The 18666-nt window shown below is 63.2% G+C and carries 17 protein-coding genes; 8 read left to right on the top strand and 9 right to left on the bottom strand.

The window, feature by feature from the left end:
• Positions 1-243 precede the first annotated feature (243 nt).
• Positions 244-1278: a glycosyltransferase family 2 protein gene (locus tag RBJ75_RS26810; RefSeq protein ID WP_276156715.1), complete on the top strand. Its 1035-nt coding sequence runs from the start codon at positions 244-246 to the stop codon at positions 1276-1278.
• A 535-nt stretch (positions 1279-1813) separates the two neighbouring features.
• Here RBJ75_RS26810 and RBJ75_RS26805 read toward each other — a convergent pair.
• Both RBJ75_RS26805 and RBJ75_RS26800 read right to left on the bottom strand, forming a co-directional pair.
• A complete protein-coding gene (locus RBJ75_RS26805; protein ID WP_044405032.1) occupies positions 1814-2737 on the bottom strand; it encodes an AEC family transporter in 924 nt (307 codons plus the stop codon).
• An 88-nt stretch (positions 2738-2825) separates the two neighbouring features.
• Positions 2826-4118, bottom strand: a complete 1293-nt coding sequence (locus RBJ75_RS26800) for a PLP-dependent aminotransferase family protein (protein WP_080900824.1) — start codon at positions 4116-4118, stop codon at positions 2826-2828.
• Between RBJ75_RS26800 and RBJ75_RS26795 the strand changes: the two genes are divergently transcribed.
• Entirely contained in the window at positions 4082-4978 is an 897-nt protein-coding gene (locus tag RBJ75_RS26795) for a LysR family transcriptional regulator (RefSeq protein ID WP_044405029.1), read from the top strand. The genes RBJ75_RS26800 and RBJ75_RS26795 overlap by 37 nt on opposite strands.
• A gap of 60 nt (positions 4979-5038) precedes the next feature.
• On the opposite strand, the gene RBJ75_RS26790 is transcribed toward RBJ75_RS26795, so the two are convergent.
• Complete coding sequence (locus tag RBJ75_RS26790; protein WP_044405025.1) at positions 5039-5929, bottom strand: MBL fold metallo-hydrolase; 891 nt, start codon at positions 5927-5929, stop codon at positions 5039-5041.
• Positions 5929-7251, bottom strand: a complete 1323-nt coding sequence (gene hutI / locus RBJ75_RS26785; protein ID WP_317528565.1) for an imidazolonepropionase — start codon at positions 7249-7251, stop codon at positions 5929-5931. Before hutI ends, RBJ75_RS26790 begins: the two co-directional genes overlap by 1 nt.
• A gap of 397 nt (positions 7252-7648) precedes the next feature.
• Between hutI and RBJ75_RS26780 the strand changes: the two genes are divergently transcribed.
• The 6 genes from RBJ75_RS26780 to RBJ75_RS26755 are packed head-to-tail and all read left to right on the top strand — an operon-like array spanning position 7649 to position 12844.
• Entirely contained in the window at positions 7649-8353 is a 705-nt protein-coding gene (locus tag RBJ75_RS26780; RefSeq protein WP_044405022.1) for a TetR/AcrR family transcriptional regulator, read from the top strand.
• Entirely contained in the window at positions 8350-9117 is a 768-nt protein-coding gene (locus RBJ75_RS26775) for an ABC transporter ATP-binding protein (RefSeq protein WP_044405019.1), read from the top strand. The genes RBJ75_RS26780 and RBJ75_RS26775 overlap by 4 nt, the downstream gene beginning before the upstream one ends.
• Positions 9114-9824, top strand: a complete 711-nt coding sequence (locus RBJ75_RS26770) for an ABC transporter ATP-binding protein (RefSeq protein WP_044405016.1) — start codon at positions 9114-9116, stop codon at positions 9822-9824. Before RBJ75_RS26775 ends, RBJ75_RS26770 begins: the two co-directional genes overlap by 4 nt.
• Positions 9821-10681, top strand: coding sequence for a branched-chain amino acid ABC transporter permease (locus RBJ75_RS26765; RefSeq protein WP_044405013.1), 861 nt, complete (start codon positions 9821-9823; stop codon positions 10679-10681). Before RBJ75_RS26770 ends, RBJ75_RS26765 begins: the two co-directional genes overlap by 4 nt.
• A 4-nt stretch (positions 10682-10685) precedes the next feature.
• The gene (locus tag RBJ75_RS26760; protein WP_044405010.1) at positions 10686-11624 is read left to right on the top strand and encodes a branched-chain amino acid ABC transporter permease; all 939 of its coding nucleotides are present in this window, start codon (positions 10686-10688) and stop codon (positions 11622-11624) included.
• Positions 11621-12844, top strand: a complete 1224-nt coding sequence (locus tag RBJ75_RS26755; RefSeq protein ID WP_044405008.1) for an ABC transporter substrate-binding protein — start codon at positions 11621-11623, stop codon at positions 12842-12844. Before RBJ75_RS26760 ends, RBJ75_RS26755 begins: the two co-directional genes overlap by 4 nt.
• A gap of 347 nt (positions 12845-13191) precedes the next feature.
• On the opposite strand, the gene RBJ75_RS26750 is transcribed toward RBJ75_RS26755, so the two are convergent.
• The 5 genes from RBJ75_RS26750 to RBJ75_RS26730 are packed head-to-tail and all read right to left on the bottom strand — an operon-like array spanning position 13192 to position 18663.
• Complete coding sequence (locus RBJ75_RS26750) at positions 13192-13896, bottom strand: ABC transporter ATP-binding protein (RefSeq protein WP_044405007.1); 705 nt, start codon at positions 13894-13896, stop codon at positions 13192-13194.
• A complete protein-coding gene (locus tag RBJ75_RS26745) occupies positions 13893-15665 on the bottom strand; it encodes an ABC transporter permease subunit (protein ID WP_044405089.1) in 1773 nt (590 codons plus the stop codon). Before RBJ75_RS26745 ends, RBJ75_RS26750 begins: the two co-directional genes overlap by 4 nt.
• Positions 15666-15720: 55 nt before the next feature.
• A complete protein-coding gene (locus RBJ75_RS26740) occupies positions 15721-16557 on the bottom strand; it encodes a branched-chain amino acid ABC transporter permease (RefSeq protein WP_044405005.1) in 837 nt (278 codons plus the stop codon).
• A gap of 58 nt (positions 16558-16615) precedes the next feature.
• Entirely contained in the window at positions 16616-17782 is a 1167-nt protein-coding gene (locus RBJ75_RS26735) for a substrate-binding protein (protein ID WP_044405003.1), read from the bottom strand.
• Positions 17783-17832: 50 nt separating this feature from the next.
• A complete protein-coding gene (locus RBJ75_RS26730; protein ID WP_044405086.1) occupies positions 17833-18663 on the bottom strand; it encodes a nitrilase family protein in 831 nt (276 codons plus the stop codon).
• Positions 18664-18666: the final 3 nt, after the last annotated feature.

The following is an 18666-nucleotide window of genomic DNA, read 5'->3' as shown; positions in this document are numbered from 1 at the left end:
ACGCGTCGCCTGTCCGGCCGGACGTCGCCGAAACTTGGCACCGCACCTTCACAAAGCAAACCATCTAACCGCATCAATATCGAACCCTAGCGCCGAAGCCTGGGCCGCGTCGCATCTGCAATCGGTTACTCCGTTTCGGACAAAGAAACCGTCGATAAGACTTGACGGTCCGCAAGTCTCAATCTGACGTTGCGTTATGAAAGAGATAGCAGAACAGTTGGAATGACAGATAGGATTGGGCAGTTGACGCGTTCGAATGGAAGACGAGATCTATCGATGGAACCTACGCTCTCCATCATCATCGCGGCTTATAATGCCGAGAAATACATAGCACAGTGTCTTGCGCCCCTGACGGAATTCCGCGCTGTGGATGTGGAGATCATCGTTGTTGACGATGGCTCGACTGACAACACCGAACAGATTGTCAATTCGTTCAAGGACCCTCGCCTGACTCTGTTGAACCAGTCGAATCGGGGGCCTTCAGCAGCCCGCAACGCTGCATTTCGTCATTCGCGCGGCAAGTTCATTCTGCCATTTGATGCCGACGATATCGCCATTGCGGAGAATTGGCCCTCAATGATCGCCGCTTTGGAGGCGAATACTGATGCGGTTTTGGCTTTCGGCAGGCGAAGTCTCATTCATGGCGATAGCAGCGAGGTTCCGTCATTGCCTTCGACACGCGCGGAGGGCGTAAACGATGCCGCGGCTTTCCCGCGCATCTTCAAAGGAAATTTCCTACAAAACACCGGGACCGCGATCATTAGACGCGAGGCGCTGGAGGCTGCCGGGCTTTGGAACGAAGGACTCCGCGTGGGCGAAGATTGGGACCTCTGGTGCCGTCTGGCGTGCCTCGGATCTTTCCTGTCTTGCCCGGTTCATGTGATGGGGTACCGGATACATGCGCAATCAGCGATGGGGGCACCCATACAGAAGGATTTTCCCGACCCGGCCCTTGAGGCGATTGAAACAATTTACGCACATCCGATGGTGAAACACGCCACTGGCGCCTCCCGATCAACGCTCAAGCGCAAGGCGATCGCCTGGCAGACGTACCATTGGGGCACAAGGTTAATCCGCAACGGCGAAACATTCGCAGGGGCCAAGAAATTGTCTCAAGCGATTACGCTGCGCCCTTCGCTGCTGATTCATATCCTGGGCTTTCCCTGGCGACGGCTACGATCATTGCTGGCGTTGTCCGGCATAACTGAGGCGATCTCGCGCGGGAGATTGATGGGGTATGTCTGGGGGGCCTGTTTGCTCCCAGCATCCGGTCTCTAGCAGGTTGCGGCGAATGCTCACGCGCGCCGAGCCCGGATCAGATGAACGTCTGGATCGGCCGTCGTATCCACAGTTGTGTTTCCGACCGCTGCCTGCACGAGATGATGGATCGTCTGCTGTGGCATGCAAATGGCCCTCCACCAGAGGCTCACCTGGCATGGCCGCCCCATCTGGTCCAGGTCCATCATTGGGATTCTAATGGAACGATCTAGCGGCAATCATTCGCGCGCTGCGCCCGCATCTTGAGCTTTAAGAGCCTGGCGATCGTCATGGCCGATCTGCCCCAGCGTCGCGCCGGTGAGCGTTGTTTCGCTACGCGGATGACATTGCCGAGGATGCCTTCAGGCAGGAGGCGACGCCTATGGCGAACGCCGATTCACCTTCCGAACGGCCCGTTTGAACAGACTCATCGATCGGCGTACGCATCGTCGGCTGGCCTGACCATCCAAGGTGGATGCTCGATACCGAGGAGCGCCTCAAGCGACTCTCGCAGATCGTGCCCCTGACGTGGTGTAGCCGAATTGACCGCTCGCAATCACAGCCAAACATTCAAGACGAGCAACGCAGCCGGCACCGCCAGGATGGCAAGGATCGTCTGGAATGCCACAATGCCGGCCATCAGTTCGGCGTCGCCGCCGAGCTGCCGCGCCATCACATAGGATGACGAGGCCGTGGGCAGCGCCTGGAACAGCACCGCGATGATGATCGCCTCACGATCGAGCTTCAGCCAGAAGCAGATCAAGGCCGTCGCGAGCGGCATCAGGATAAACTTGGCACCAGATGCGAAGATCGTCGGCTTCAATCCGCGACCAAGCGCCTCCCAGTCGAGCGCGGCGCCGACGCACAGTAGGCCGAGCGGGAGCGAGGCTTGCCCGAGCGCCTTGACGCAACCCTCAATGCCTGGCGGCAGGCCAATGTGGGTGACCTGCAACAATATGCCGATGACGCAGCCGACCACCAAGGGATTGAACGCAATGCCCCGCAGCATCCCGCGCAGTGTCGGTTTGGCCGTTCCATATTGCGCAAACACGATCACGCACAGCACGTTGACGGTTGGTACCACCGCAGCGTTGGCTACCGCCGCCAGCGGGATGGCGTGCGCGCCGATCAATCCAACGGCGGCAGTGATACCGACATAGTTGTTGAACCGAATGCCGCCCTGAAACACCGACGTAAAGGCCGGGCCATCCGCCGCCACCGAGTGACCGAACAGCAGAAGCACCGCCGAGGCCACCAGAGTCGAGCCGATCAATGCCACCACAAGCCCCCAGATCGGGATGCCCGCGAGATTCGCCGTGGCCAGGCCATGGACGAACAGCGCGGGCAGCAGAACAAAGTAACTCAGGCGCTCGGCCTGCATCCAGAACCTGTCCGCAAGAAACTTACGATGCTTCATGGCGTGACCCAAAGCGATCAGCAACACGATGGGAATCAGCGCAAGAACGATCGGCCCAATCATGACAAGCCTCGCGCTTGATCTGCCAACGCCAGCCCGCAAATGCGATTAGAGGCCCCGAGCTCCAGTTTCGCCGTAAAGACCCGCATCATCAGCTCCTGATCGCGGCGACGAGCCGCTCGGCCGCCTGAACGATTTCGGGCGTGGCGAGACCGGCAAAGCAAAGACGCATCCGATCGCTGAACAGGCCGCTGTCGGCCCGTGTACAAAAGGCTGGTCCCGGCGCGAACAGCACGTTCTGTGCGACCGTGCGCTCGAACAGATTGCTGTTGCCCTTGTCGGCCGGAAGAAACGGGAAGATGAACATGCCGCCCCCGACATTCGGGACGGTGAAGCCCGCGGCGGTGAGCACCTCGACAAGCGCGTCGTGGCGTTCGGCGTAGAGCTTGCGCACCCGCGCGACATGATCGGTCAGCCGACCCAGCTGCAGGTAATGATAGGCCACGCGCTGGGCCAGCGCATTCGGCTGCAGATCGCTGGCCTGTCGCGCATCCTGCATCGCCGCCGCGATTGCCTCGGGCGCGACCAGCCAACCGATCCGCAAGCCCGGCGACATGATCTTGGACAGACTGCCTAGATAGATGACGATCGCCCCGTCGACCTGCGGCGCGAGATCAAGCAGGCTCGGCGGCGGCGGCGCGCGAAACCACAGATCGCTATAGGGCGCGTCTTCGATCACCGGTATGTCGTGCTTGGCGCACAATGTGAGTAACTGCATGCGCTGTTCAAGGGTCAGCGTGTCGCCCGTCGGATTGCCGAAGGTCGGCAGCGCATACAGCGCCCGCACGTCCCCGGCACCCGCGAGGACGGCCTTGAGCCCCGCGAGTTCGATGTCGTCTGACGCGATCGGGTAACCGAGCGCCTCGACGCCGACGGCCGCGCAGGTCGATAGGACGGCGGGATAGACCGGCTCCGGCACCAGCACCTTGGTGCCCGGGGGCGCGAAGGTCCGGATCGCCAGATCTATGCCTTGCTGCGCGCCCGAGGTGACCAGTAGCCGACGTCCCGGCGGCAATGTCGCAACGGTCTCGGTCAGCGCGCTGATCAGCGCAGGATCGCCGGCGCTGGAGCCATACGTCCAGGCCGAGAAGTCCTGGCTAGCGCGGCTCGCTGCTTCGACCAGCCCTTCGTGATCGTAAGCATCGCGTGACGGGTGGCCGTTGGCGAGGTTCAGCATTCCCGGCCTGGCACCGTAGGGAAACAGCGCGCGCAAGGGGTTGGTCGGTATGGCGGCGATGAACGGATTGATGGCGAGAGTCACTGGCGGCCCCGACGTTTTCTGATGACGACGGGGAAATTCCTGATAGGAATGGCAAGCATAATCCAATAACTTGAGGTTATATATCTGTGCGCGCTCCGTTCGAAGACATCCCGCATCTGGCATTGCGGCTGCTTCCGCTCCTGGAGCGCTACGGCAATTTCTCCGAGGCGGCGCGGGCGCTGGAGGTCAGCCAGCCCGCCGCCAGCAAGGCCATCGCGCGGGCCGAAGCGCTGTGCGGCGTCGCCCTTGTGGTTCGCGGCCGGCGCCCGGTGGTTCTCTCCGCGGAGGGACGGATCCTCGCGGAGCACGCATTGCGGCAGGACGAGCTGGCACAGCAAACGGCGCGACGGCTGCACGACAGCCGGGCACATGGCAGCGGCCTCGTCCGCATCGCCTCGTTCGGCGCATCGGCGTCCACCCATATTCTGCCCGGGCTGGTCGCCGCGATCGCAAGGCGGCGGGCGGCCCTGCTCATCGAAATCCTGGAGCGGACCGATCAGCCGGCGCTGCAGGCCTTGCGCGACGGGCTAGTGGATTTCTCCATCGTCAACGACAACGACGATCCGGATCTGGAACTGATGCCGCTGGCGCGGGACCGTCTGGTGGCGCTGATCCGCGCCAAGGATCCGCTGGCGCAGCGCGCGACGCTCGACGCCAAGGCGCTCTCGTCGCCACCCTTTATTCTGTCGATGGGTGGCAGCGAACCATTGATCCGCGCGTGGTTTGCCCGCGGCGGTCATGAACCGTCGATCCAGCACTCGATCCAGCAGATCACGTCCATCCTCGCCATGGTCCGCGCCGGCATGGGCGTCGCCATCATCGCCGAAATGGCGGTGCCCGAAACCCATGCGGGCGTGGTCACGGTGCCATTGGCGCCGGGCTTCCCGCGCACCATCTGCCTGGCGCGGCGGATCGGCGGATTTGCCTCGCATGCGGCCGAAATCGTGTGGGACACCGCAGCCGAACGGGCGCTGTCGAGATAGTGCGCGACGCCACGTCGCGGCCCGGCTCGCGATCGCGAGCCGGGCCGGAGCGCCTTTGGGCTACTTGCCCGCGCCGCGCGGGACAGGCTTTTCGAAAGCCACGTGCTCGCCGAAACAGTAAGCGCGATTGTGCTGCTGCTTGACGAAGGACGGTGTGAGCCGAACCGAACCGCTCTCTGTCCAGATCGCGTCAGCGCGTCCATTCACCCATGTGTCGGGCGGCAGCAATGTCGAGCCTCGGGTGGTGACATCCCAGACACCATAATGGTGCGGCACGACCAGGCGCGCCTTGAGACGCTCGGCCACTTCGTCGACCTGAGCATAGCTCATGACATGCTGCGATCCATCGATGGGCAACAGGGCGATATCGACCTCGCCGATCTTGTCCCAGACGCTCTGCGGCGGATTGGGACGGTTATCGCCCCAATGCAAAATCTTCAATCCGGCGACCTCGATCACCAACAGGCAATTGTCGAACGATCGGCAATTGTCCGGCGGATTGGTCTTCATCGGTGTCAGCCTGCGCGTCATCTCGGCCCAGTCATAGGCGTTGTGCGTGCTGTCGGAGACGTGCTTGTCGGCAATGCCCGTGATCTTGACGTCGGCAAACTGATAAGTCCCGATCAGCCGATCGAGGATCACATTGGCGCTCAGCTGGTGGACGGCGTCATGGTCAAAATGGGCGTGGGTCGACATCGCGATATCCACGACGACCTCCGGGAAATCGTACAGGTACCAATTCCAGGTGCCCCACGGCGGATTGCGCCATGGGTCGATCATGATGGTGAGGCCGGATGGCGCCGTGATCCGGAACGCCGATGCGCCGAAATAGGCGAGCTCCACCGCGGGTTCGCCGTCAACAGCAGGCACGACCTCCTGCAGATCGATCATATGGTTGTGGTTTTCGGTCTGGCGCCACGCCCATAGGCCTTCGTCCATTCTGTCCTTCATCACTGGTTCCGATCATTGCTAGAGTCAGAGCTTGCGGTATAGGCATTGCGGTCGACGAGAATTCGTCCCTTCTTGACGACCCAGCGGGCCGAGTTCGCGCCGAAGCGAAACGCGACCTGGCGATAGTCCGGGACGTCGAACACCACGAGATCGGCCTGTTTTCCCGGAACAATCGAACCGATCCGGTGGTCGCGGCGGATCGCTTTCGCCGCATTCAAGGTGACGCCAAGCAGCGCCTGTTCGGGTGTCAGTCCGGACAGGCGGCAAGCGAATCCCATGCTCATCTGCTGCGACAGATGCCAGCATACCGGGCACAGATCGGTGGCGACGGCGACGTTGACGCCCGAGCACAGCAGCCGCCGTCCGTCGACCGGATGCGAATGATTGACCGCCCAATCGAACCCCGGGAAGAACGCCACACTGGTCCCTGCATCGGCGAGCACACGCAGATCGTCGTCGCTGAGCATGTTGCCGTGATCGACCGACGCCGCGCGCATTTCGGCGGCAAGCCGCGCACCGCCGATATTGACCCGCGCGTCGGTATGCAGCTTCGCGCCGAGACCGACATCCGCGGCGGCGGAGAGCACCCGGCTGCATTCGGGCAGCGTGAAGACATCCGGATCGACATAGACGTCACAGAATTCGGCCAGGCGCTTTTCGGCGATAGCGGGGATCGTCTCGGCAATCATCGTGTCCAGGTAGCGGTCCACTTGTTCGGAAGGTCGCGCATGCGCGCCGAGATAGGTGCCGGCGATCTCGATGCCGGTTCGCGCGGCGATCAATTGAGCAGCCTGCAGCGAAGCAATGTCGCTCGCATGATCGAGGCCATAGCCGGATTTGGTTTCGAGCGTCGTCGTTCCACAGCGGAGCATGGTCTGCGCACGCGCAATCGACGCGTCCACAAGCCGCTCGACCGAGACGCCGGCGTTGACTTTCGTTGACGCCGGGACTCCCCAGTCAATCCCGGCCGCGGTCAGGCCGCGGTCATCAAGGCCCTTGGTGCGTTGAAAATACTCGTGCCCGCGATCGCCCGCGAAGATCAGATGGGTGTGGCAATCGACAAGCCCCGGGGTCACCACGCCGCCGTCCGCATCGACGATCGCCGTGGTTACGCCACGCAAGGGCGCGATCTCGTCAGCGGAGCCGACGGCCATGATGGTCTCGCCGCGGATGGCGACGCAGCCGTTCTCGATCACACCGATGCCATCTGGCTTCTTGGGATCGCAGATGATCACTTGACGCGCCCCTGCGATGACGAGATCGGCGGGCCCGATATTTGACGATTGATCCGAATTCCGGACGCTCAACTGCGGGGCGAGCAATGAATTTCCCCAATTCAAAACATTGCGATCGGTCGCAACCGATCCTCGGTGCCACTCGCCGCTCTGCTTACATCCCACCTTGCGCGGCGCGCAAACACGTCTAAATCCACGCACCCCAGGTAAATCTTCGATTATTAGAACTCATATTCAGTAACAAATTCGGTTCTGGATTCCGATTTAAGAGAAATGCAAAGTCATCGGTGATGACAGATACTCATTTGGTGAAATGTTTGGCGTTACGAATGCTTGCTCTGGCAGAAACGGCGTCATCCCGCTTTCTTTTGGCTGAATTTCTACTTGGAATAGACCGGCACCGGGCTACCTCGCGCAAAAAACAAGCAGTCACGCCTGCTTTTTTTGCGCGCGGCGGACGAAATTTCTGTGGCAGTTTCCACGCATGGAAAATGCTGCCGTCAAAGACCCGACTGAAACCACCGATGGGCGCGAGGCCAAAGGGGCGATCATGCGCGCCCGATTGCGCGCTGCGACCGAAGCCCTCATTGCCGAAGTTGGCGTGAACGCCGCATCGGCTGCCGCGATCGCCCTGCGATGCGGCGTGTCGCGCGGCGCGATGCTGCACCACTACCCGACGCGCGACGCCATCATCATCGACACGGCGACGCACTTTTGGCAGAAGGCCCGCGACATCGTCGCCGGCCTCGCCGAAGATATCAGCCACGGCCGCACCGATGTCGCGACCTTCGTGGGGCGCCTCTACGAGGAAGTGTTTCGCGCCAACGCGCTGGTGACCATGCTGGACCTCATGGTTTCAGGCCGCTCCGAAGCCCGGATCGGCGAGGCCGTCAACCGGATCCTGACCGATCTGTTCGCATCTTACGAGGCATTGGGCGCCCAGGCCTTTCAGGCCTCGGGCCTCCCCCCCGAGCGCATTCACGTCATCATCACGCTGATCGTTTCGACCCTGCGCGGATTGCGTATCCAGGACAACATCCACCCCGACGAAGCGCGGGTTCGCGCCGTGCTGGCCACGCTGGTCGAGGCCGTGGAAGCCCTGCTGCAGAAGGATCAGGCCGCGGCGCCAGCACTCTCTGGAGGATCCGGGAGGAAGACGACCACAAAAACGCGGGGGCGCAAGCGATGACGTCCCGCCTGATGGCCGACGGCCTCACCAAGCGCTTCAGTGGAACGACCGTCGTCGACAACGTGTCGTTCTACGTCGATCCCGGTCAAATCGTCGGCCTGATCGGTCCCAACGGCGCCGGCAAGACCACCCTGTTCAACCTGTTGTCCGGTGTCCTGAAATCCGATGCCGGCAGCCTGACCATCGACGGCGTCGACGCCACCAACCTGCCACCCTATCGGCTGGCACGGCTAGGACTGGTGCGCACATTTCAGCTGGCGCGTGAACTCGACAAATTGACGGTGCTCGAGAACGTCCAACTGGCCGCCCGCGATCACGTCGGCGAGTCCCTGGTGGGCGCGCTGTTTCGGCCGACCGCCACCCGGGCCGCCGAACGCGCGATCACGCAGCGGGCGCGCGAGGTTCTGGCGCTGGTGTCGCTGTCCGCTCATGAATCGAAGCTCGCAGCCAATCTGTCCGGCGGGCAGAAGAAGCTGCTTGAGCTGGCACGCTGCCTGATGGCGGAGGCCGAGATCATCCTGCTCGACGAGATCGCCGCGGGCGTCGCGCCTCATCTTGTCGACGCCATCGCTGTCCTGATCCAGCGCCTCAACCGCGAGCACGGCAAGACGTTCGTCATCATCGAGCACAATATCGGTTTCATTCGCAGCCTCGCATCGCGCGTCGTCGTCATGGCCTCAGGCAAGGTCCTGGCGGAGGGAAGCTTCGATCACGTCGCCGCCAATCCGGCGGTGATCGACTCCTACCTGGGACAGGCCGCATGACGCTACTTCTGTTGAAGGGTCTCCGCGCAGGCTATGGAGCCAGCGACATTGTGCACGGAATAGATCTGCAACTCGCGCCGGGCGAGATGGTCGCGCTGGTCGGACCGAACGGCGCCGGAAAATCGACGCTGCTGAAATCGATCGCCGGCGTGGCGAACGTCACCGGCGGCGTCCTCGAACTGGATGGGAAAAACCTGATCCCGCTGCCGCCATCGGCGCGCGCGCAGGCCGGCGCCGTATTCATGCCGCAGGAGCGCAACGTCTTCCGCACGCTGACCGTCGCCGAGAATCTCGGCGTGAGCGCCTGGGGCCACCGCGACATCCCCGAGCGCCGCGAAGAGGTCCTCTCCCTTCTGCCCACCATCCGCGACTACCTTCATAAACGCGCGGGCGGCCTTTCGGGTGGTCAACGCCAAATGGTTGGGCTGGGCATGACGCTGATGGCCCGACCGCGCGTCTTGCTGGTCGACGAACCGACCGCAGGCCTCTCGCCGCTCCTCGTCGGCGACATGCTGGACACGCTTCGCCAACTCGCGGCGACGGCAAATCTTGGCATCCTGATCGTCGAGCAGAACGCCCGCGCGGCGCTTCAACGCGCCGACCGCGCGCTTGTTCTCGTCGACGGACGCGTCGTCCGCGAGGGAGATGCCGCAGCGCTCGCCGAAGAACCTGACTTTGGTGCGCTGTTTTTCGGTGAAGCCGCATGATTCAAATGGCCATCAACACGCTATCCAGCGCTGCCATCATCGCGCCTGCGGCCGTCGCCTTCACATTGGTCTTCACGCTGTTTCGCTATGCCAATTTCGCGGTCGGCGGCTTTGTGACCATCGGCGCCTTCGCGGCCTGGACCATCAACGTCCCGCTGGGACTGCCGCTGTGGATCGCCGGCGTCGGCGCCATGATCGTCTGCGCGGTGGCGCTCGCGATGAGCGACCGCCTCGTGTTTCGGCCGCTGCGCGGCCGCGGCGGCGGCACGCTGTTGCTGGTGTCCATCGCGCTCTCTTTCGTTCTCGAGAACATCGTTCGGTTCATATACGGCGCCCAGATGAAGGGGTTCGACATCCCCCTCACAGGTCCGCTCGTGATTTGGGGCGCGCGGATCACGCGCGAGACATTCGCGGTGGTCTCGGTTTCGCTGCTCGCCATCGTTGCCGTTGGCGCATTGCTTGTCCTGACGCCGATCGGCCGCGCGCTGCGCGCGGTCGCCGACAATCCCTCGCTCGCCAATGTCCGGGGCCTCCCGGTGCCACGCGTTGAAGTGTTCGGCATTGCGGTTGCCGGGGCCCTGCTCGGACTGTCCGGGGCACTGGTCGGCGTCGATTTGTCGATCGATCCCAATCTCAACTGGGCGGTGACGATTCCGATCATCGCCGCCGCCATTGTAGGCGGCCTCGGCTCGCCGGTCGGCGCAGCCGCGGGCGCCGTGATCATTGGCCTCGCGGAGGAACTCACCGTGGCCTTCCTGTCGCCGACTTACAAAGGCGCGGTCGGCTTCGCGGTTATCGCCCTCGTCCTCATGCTGCGACCGCAGGGCCTGCTGGGCGACAAGGTGGAGCGCAAGTAATCGCATGGATGCTTATCTCGTCTCCATTTTGACCGTTGCGGGGATCTATATGATCCTCGCTTTGGCACTCAATCTTCAATTTGGATTGACCGGCCTGATCAATTTCGGCGTGGTGGGGTTCTACGGCCTCGGCGCTTACGCCAGCGGCATTGCCACCGAAACGTTTCACGTCCCCTTCATCGCCGGTCTGGGTTGCGCGATGATCGTCGGCGCGATCGCTGGCGCCGCCGTATCATTGCTGTCGTTGCGGCTCTCGGGTGACTTTCTCGCGATCGTGACGCTGGGATTCGCGGAGACCGTGCGCCTCGTCTTCAACAATGAGGACTGGCTGACCGGTGGGCCGCGCGGTTTTCTGATCTCGACCCGCCCGGTGATCGAGGGGCTCGGACGTTCGTTGACGGCCTATATGGTGCTCGGCGTCGTCGTCGTCGCAGCCGTCATCGTATATGTGCTGATGCGGCGACTCGCCACGGCACCCTACGGCCGCGTATTGCGCGCCATCCGCGAGGATGACCTCGTGCCGGCGACGCTGGGCAAGAATATTTTCGTCTACCGGCTGCAGGCCTTCGTGCTCGGCAGCGCCGTCATGGCAGGCGGCGGATCGCTTTACGCCCACTACGTTCAGACCATCACACCGGAGAACTTCACCACCCCCGTGGCAATTCTCGTCTGGATGTCGGTCATCGTCGGCGGCGCCGGAAACATGGTCGGCACCGTGCTCGGCTCTCTCGCCGTCGTGTCGATTTACGAGGGGACCCGCTTCCTCTCGCCGTGGCTGGCGTTTCTCGACGCCGAACAAGTCTCGGCCCTGCGCTTCATCATCATCGGCAGCGTGTTGATTGTGATGATCCGTTTTCGACCGGAGGGACTCCTGCCCGAGGTACATCAACGGCCAGCAGAAGCCGCGCCCCGTATCATCTCACCCAAAGGATCAACCCTATGAAGCTATCACGCAGATTGTTCCTCACTGGATCGACGATCGCCCTCGCGGCGCCGGCGTTTCTTCGCCAGGGACTGGCGCAATCCTCGCCGATCAAGATTGGCAGCCTCATCCCGCTGTCCGGCGGTGGCGCGCCTTATGGGCCCGAGAAGAACAAGGCGCATTTGGCCGTCGTGGAGCAGGTCAATGCCGCCGGAGGCGTCCTAGGTCGGAAGATCGAGTTGATCACCGAGAATTCGGAAACCAATCCGGAAGCAGCCGTGCGGGCAGCGCGCAAACTGATCGATGCCGACCAGGTTTCGGCGATCATCGGGACTTGGGCGTCATCCGTGACGCTCGGCATCATGCCGCTGTGCCAGGAAGCGAACGTGGTCCAGCTCTTCACCGGCTCGTCCGACTTCCTGCCGGATGGCGACAAGAAGCATCTTTGCTACAATCTGCAGCCGCTCAACAAGGCGTGGTGCGTCGCATTGGCCGGCCTCGCCGCCAAGCGCGGCTTGCTGAAGGTCGGCTTCGCGGGTCCCAAAAACGACTTCGCAGCCTCGATGGGCGCGTCCTTCGGCAAGGCGCTGAAGGATGTCGGCGGCGAGATCGTCGGCGAACCGCTTTACTACAACCCCACTCAGATCTCCTATCGTGCCGAGGCCGAGAAGCTGATCGCCAGCAAGGCGCCGGCATTGTTCCTCGCAGGCTACGTGACCGATTTCACGGCTCTGTACCGCGAGCTCATTCGTGGCGGTTACACCGGCAAGGTGATCGCGCTATCCTTCGCCATCGGCCCCGATTTCAAGAAGACAGTCGGCTCCGCCGCCAATGGCATCCTGCACGGATCACCGGTTCCTCCGGTCGGCAAGGATACCTATGACGCCTATCTGCGCCTGGTCGGCCTCAAGCCCAACGGTCAGATCTTGAACCCCTATGGTTGCGCCGCTTATGACGAGATCAACCTCCTCCTGCTCGCCATGACCAGCGCCAAATCCACCGACCCGCGCGCGGTGGCGGATCACATCATGAAGGTCGCAAACGGCCCCGGCGAACGAGCGACCAATTTCGCCGAAGGCGCCAAGCTTCTCGCGGCGGGCAAGTCCATCAACTATGACGGCGCCAGTTCATCGGCGGATTTCCTGCCAAATGGCATGCTCAAGAGCCGTGATTTCGCACTCTACGAGATCCAGGACGGCAAGGACGTGCCGATCCTGACCATCAGCAGCAGCGCGGAATAATCCCGATTGCCATTTTTGGAACGAGTCATGGAGATTCGATCTCCATGACTCGTTGCTAGGGCCTGCTGAAGAACACGCTCGTAGCGTGATTGCCTGACGTTAATCTGGTCGCCGGAGAGCGTTACCGTCTTCCCCGCATCACCCAATTCTTCGATATTTCTTCCCTCATTTGCCTGAGCCTGCCGTGTAGGTTCAAAACCCGGACCCGCAACCCTTCGAATGACTTTCCAGACAGCACTTCGAACTGAGAACATTGGAGGGTCGACGAAGACCACCCCTTGCATTGCGATCGACGTCTTTGGATCGCGGGGGGCACCCTCGTCCGCGCCGTCCTGTTGACGTCCGCTTTACAGGCTCATGTATTCGTCGATCCGCTCGGCAGAACCGGCATCGACGAATCCGGCATCGACCACCTCACCGCGCTTGAACACCGCGAAACGATCGGCAAGGCCCAGCACGAAGGGCAGATGCTGCTCGACCACCAGCATCGCGGTGCCGCGCTCGCGTCGCGTCGTCGCCAGCACCTCGGCGAGCCGGTCGACGACCGAGGGCTGCAGGCCTTCGGTCACCTCGTCGAGCAAGAACAGCCGCGGCTCCGCAATCAGTCCGCGCGCCACGATCAGCATCTTCTGCTCACCGCCCGACAGCGTGCCGGCGCGTTGCGCCAAACGCGCGGTCAAAATCGGAAACCAGCCGCTGACATCGGCCAGCAAGGCTTCGAATTTGCGGTCGTCGGCAAGTCCGAGCCGCAGATTGTCGCGCACGGTGAGGTCCTGGAACAGCGCCTGCTCCTGCGGCGCATAGGCCAGCCCGAGCGCGCGCTTGCGATGCGGCGCCAGCCTGGTGACGTCGTGGCCATCGAGGCGCACCGCCCCCTTCCAGGCCGGCAGGAACGCCAGAATTGTCTTCAGCAAAGACGATTTGCCCATGCCGTTCTTGCCGACCAGCGCCAGGATCTCGCCCGGCGCAATCTGCAACGACACGTCGTGTACCACCGGCGAGCTGCCATAGCCGCTGGTGACGCCAATCAGTTCGAGCGCGGCGGCGGTCATGCTGTCACTCCCTTGGCATCCGCCACTGGCCGGCCTGTATAGATCTCGCGAACCAACGGCGCATCGACCACCTCGGCGACGGCGCCATCGAGCGCGATCCGGCCTTGATGCAAAACGATGATCCGCGACGAGATCTGGCGCACGAAATCGAGATCGTGTTCGATGATCAGCACGCATAATCGGTCGCGCGCCACCAGCGCGGTGAGAATCTCGGCAAAGCCCTGGCGTTCGACACGGGTCAGCCCCGCGGTCGGCTCATCCAGCAGCAACACCTTCGGCTCGAGCGCCAGAACCATCGCGAGTTCGAGCGCCTGTTTCAGACCGTGGCTGAGAAACCGCGCCTCCTCGCCCAGCCGTTCGGCCAGCCCGGAGCTCTCGACGACGGCGCGTGCCGCAGCCGGCAAGGTCAGGATCGGCGAGGCATAGAGAAACGACGGCCGCTCGCTCTTGACGCGGGCGACGCGCAGGCAATCGGCCACGCTCAGGGTCTCGAACACCGAGGCCGCCTGGAATTTTCGGCCCAGCCCAAGACCGACGATGCGATTGGCCGGCAGCCGCTCGATCGATTGCCCGGCAATCCGCACGCTGCCTTCGGAGCGTTCGGCGCCATCGGCCAGGCAGCGGATCAGCGTGGTCTTGCCTGCCCCATTGGGTCCAACCAGGCTGACCAGTTCGCCACGCCGCGCCGTGAACGAGATCTGGCTCAGCACCGACAGGCTGCCGAAATGCTTGGAAAGCCCGGCAACTTCCACCACCACGTCGGCGCAATCGGGCGCGGCATCCGCTTGCGGCAGTGTGCGCAGCATCACCGGGGCCGCGGCAGGCGCCGCCGCGACACGCCGGCGCAGCATCCGGCCCAGATCGTGCAAGCCTCCGAGCAGCCCGCCCGGCAGCACGACGATCACCACGACGAAGGCGATGCCGACGAGCAACTCCCAGACGAACGGCAGGCTGCTGGAGAGATAGGCGCTGGCGACTTCGATCACCACCGCGCCGATCACCGCGCCGATCAGCGAGCCGCGGCCACCGAGCGCCACCATCACCACCAATTGGGTGCCGAATACGAAGCCGGCATTCTCCGGGGCCGCGACCGCGCCGAATCCGACATAGCCGAATCCGGCCAGCGCCGCGACCACGCCCGCGATCACCAACAAGCCGATCCTGACTCGCGGCGTATCGATGCCGAGATAGCTGCAACGCTCGTCATTGTCGCGCATCGCCCCGAGCACGCGTCCGGCATCGCTGCGCAGCGCGATCCAGGTGACGACCAGCACGGATATCACCGCTAGGCCCGACAGGCGAAACCAGCTCTCCAGATCGAGATCGAAACTCTCAAAGCCGACCAGCCCGCTGGAGGAGCCGGTGAAGGTGCCGCCCGAATAAAGGATCTGCACCACCACGATCGGCAGCACCAGCGAGATCACCGAGGCGTAGAGCGGCGTCGATCCGGGATAGAACGACAACCAGCCGACCATTGCGGCCACGATGGCCGCAACCCCGACTGCGGCTGCGAGCGCCAGCAACGCCTGCCCCGGACCAAACCCCAATTGGGTAAAAACGATCGCCAGCGCGTAGCCGCCGATGCCGAAAAAGGCCGACTGGCCGAAGGTCAGCGTGCCGCTGACGCCCCACAGCACATCCACCGTCAGCGCGGCGATCGCCACAAAGAAGGCGCGAACCAGGATGTTGACCGTATAGGTATCGAGCAGCCAGGGCCCGACCATGATGACGGCCGCCGCACCCAGCGCCGCAACCGCAATGCGCAGCATCGGCCGTGGCTCGCCGGAGCGTCGCGCCGGCGTCTTGATGTCAATGGCGTTGATGTCAGGCACGGGCGAATCCCTGCGGGCGAAGCCGGAGTGCCACCGCGGCCAGGACCGCGATGGTCAAGCCTCCGAGGATCGGGCTGATGAAGGTGCTGGTGATGACCTGCAAGCCGCCGAGTACGAAGCACGACAGGCCGAGCGTGAGTAGCGAGCCGCCCGACACCATCACCAGCATGAAGGCGCCAATCAAATAGGCCAGGCCCATATTGGGATCGACGCTGGCGAGCGGCGTGATCAGCGCGCCCGCCACCGCGGCAAGACCGCAGCCGATGCCGAAGGTGATGAGGCGGACCCGGCTGCTGTCGATGCCGAGCCCCTGCGCCAGATTCTCGTTCATAATCACCGCGCGGGTCGACAGGCCAAGGCGAGTGCCGTTGAGCAATCCGGCGAACAACGCCGCGATCACCAGCGCGACCGGGACCAACAGCAGCCGATAGAGCGAGTAGTCGACGCCGAACAGCGCCAACGTTCCGTGGATCGGGGACGGCACGAACTGCACCTCGCGGCCGAAAATCAGCGTCACCAATTGACCAATCACGATGCCGAGGCCCCAGGTCGCCAGGATCGCATCGAGCGGCCGACGATAGAGCCGTCGCACCACGATGCGCTCGGTCGCGGCTCCCAGTAATCCTCCCAGCACAAAGGCCACCAGCGGCGCCAGCACCGGCGGCAGGCCGGAGCGCGCCGTCAGCAACGCCGCATAGGCGCCGACGGTGATAAACGAGGCATGGGCGAAATTGACGATCTTCATCACGCCGAACACGATCAACAGACCGGCCGAAACGATGAACAGGATCGCGGCTGTGCTGACAATATCGAGAGCGAGCGTGACCATGAGATACTACCTGTGATCGCGGCGGCGGGACGCGATGCCCCGCCGCGCGGACATTTGACTATTTAAGCTTCGGGCACTGTTCGCCGGGGCTGACATTGGCGAAGCTGCTGATCACCTTGACGCTGCCGTCAGCCTGCACCTGGCCAAGATACATCGTCAACGCCGCATGATGCTGGTCCGACATCGCGATCTTGCCGCGCGGCCCGTCGACCGAGACCTCGCCCAGCGCCTTCAGCACCGCCGCATGGTCGGTGTTGCCGGCCTTCTCGACCGCCGCCTTGTAGGCGTAGACCGCCTCATATTCCGGCACCGACAGATCGTTCGGGGTTTTCAGATCGTCGCCAAACTTCTTCTTCATCGCCGCCAGAAACGTCTTGTTGGCGGGGCTGTCGATCCCGGTGACGTAGGAGGCCGACAGATAGATTCCCTCGGCGTCGGCGCCCATGCTCTTGGCGGTGCCTTCATCGACCGCGAGATTTCCATAGGGCAGCGTGACGCCGGCGGCGCGCAGCTGCTTGGTCAGCGTCACATTCGGTGCGCCGCCCGCGGTCGAGGTGATCAGCGCGCCCGGAGCCGCACTCTTCAGCTTGGAGATGATCGGGGTCCAGTCGGTGCCGTTCATCGGCAGATATTCCTCGCCCACCACCTTGCCGCCGGTCTTTTCGATATAGGCCTTGGTGAAGGCCAGCATGCCACGGCCGAAGGCGTAGTCAGAGCCGATCAGGAAGAAGGTCTTGGCGCCCTTTTCCTTGGTGAAATAGTCGACGATCGGCGGCACCTGCTGCTCCGGCACCCAGGCATTGACGTACATGTAGGGGCTGCAGGATTTGCCTTCATAGAACGAGGTGTAGATATAGGGCACCTTGCCGCGCGCCACGATCGGCAGCCCCGCATTGCGCGCCGCACTTGTCTCCATCGAGATCAGCACGTCGACCTTTTTCTGGAACACCAGACTGTCGAACGCCTTCTGCGCGCCGGCGGCGCCAGAGGCATCGTCAGCGACTTCGAGCGCAAGCTGGCGACCAAGAACGCCGCCCTTGGCGTTGATTTCCGCGATCGCCAATTCGGCCGATTGCACGACCGAAGGGGCAACCACGCTGTTGGCGCCGGACAGACCGACCGGCACGCCGATCTTGATCGCATCGGCGGCGAATGCCGTGCCGGCGAAGATCGCCGAGGTGGCGGCGGCCGCAAGCAACATCGTAACAGAACGAGAGACGGTCATCGATCGATACTCCTGGGGTTGGGGGTGACGTTTCATGTTCGAGGCGTTGGTCAGTACCAGCCGGGCTTGAGGCCGGTTCCTAGCATCTGGTCATAGACGTCGGTGCGACGGTCGCGCAGCACCTGGTTGAATGCGTTCCAATTGCGCATGCGCCGCGCCGCGCCGAGATCGAGCGCGGCGGTCAGCACTTGCTCGCCGTCGCGACTGGCCGGCCCGGCAATCGGCCAGCCGGTGTAGCTGACAATCAGGCTTTGCCCCTCGAACAATTGGCCGCGCTCGGTGCCGACACGATCGGCGCAGGCGATGAACAGCGAATTGCTGTGCGCGGCGGCCATCGCCAGAATATTGGCCATCGCCTCGCGGCCCTCGGCCTGGCCGGGGATCGGCACCCAATTGGTCGGTACGCAGACGATATCGGCACCTTGCAGCGCGCACAGCCGATAGGTCTCGGGAAACCAGCCGTCATAGCAGATCGCCACGCCGATCCGGCCGATCGCGGTGTGAAACACCGGGAATCCGAGATTGCCCGGCTCGAAATACAAATTCTCTTCGTTCCACAGATGTACTTTGCGGAAGGTACCGATATAGCCCTCGGGGCCGATCACCACGGCGCTGTTGTAGAGGTCGCCACCCGCACGCTCGGTGATGCCGGCGACCAGGTGCAGGCCATGCCGTGCGGCACAATCCGTCCATGCGGCCACCGTCGGACCGGATGGAATCTCTTCGGCCAGCCGGAACGCTTCCTCGCGCGAGGAAAACATGTAGCCGGTATTGGCCAGCTCCGGCAGCACCACGAGCTTGGCGCCGCGCGCGGCGGCCTGTTCGATCAGATCCAGACTATGCGCCACATTGGCGGCGACGTCGCCGAATGCCGGCTGCATCTG

Source organism: Rhodopseudomonas sp. BAL398 (genome assembly GCF_033001325.1).
GTDB lineage: Bacteria > Pseudomonadota > Alphaproteobacteria > Rhizobiales > Xanthobacteraceae > JARJEH01.
This window is presented reverse-complemented; position numbering and strand designations above follow the sequence as displayed.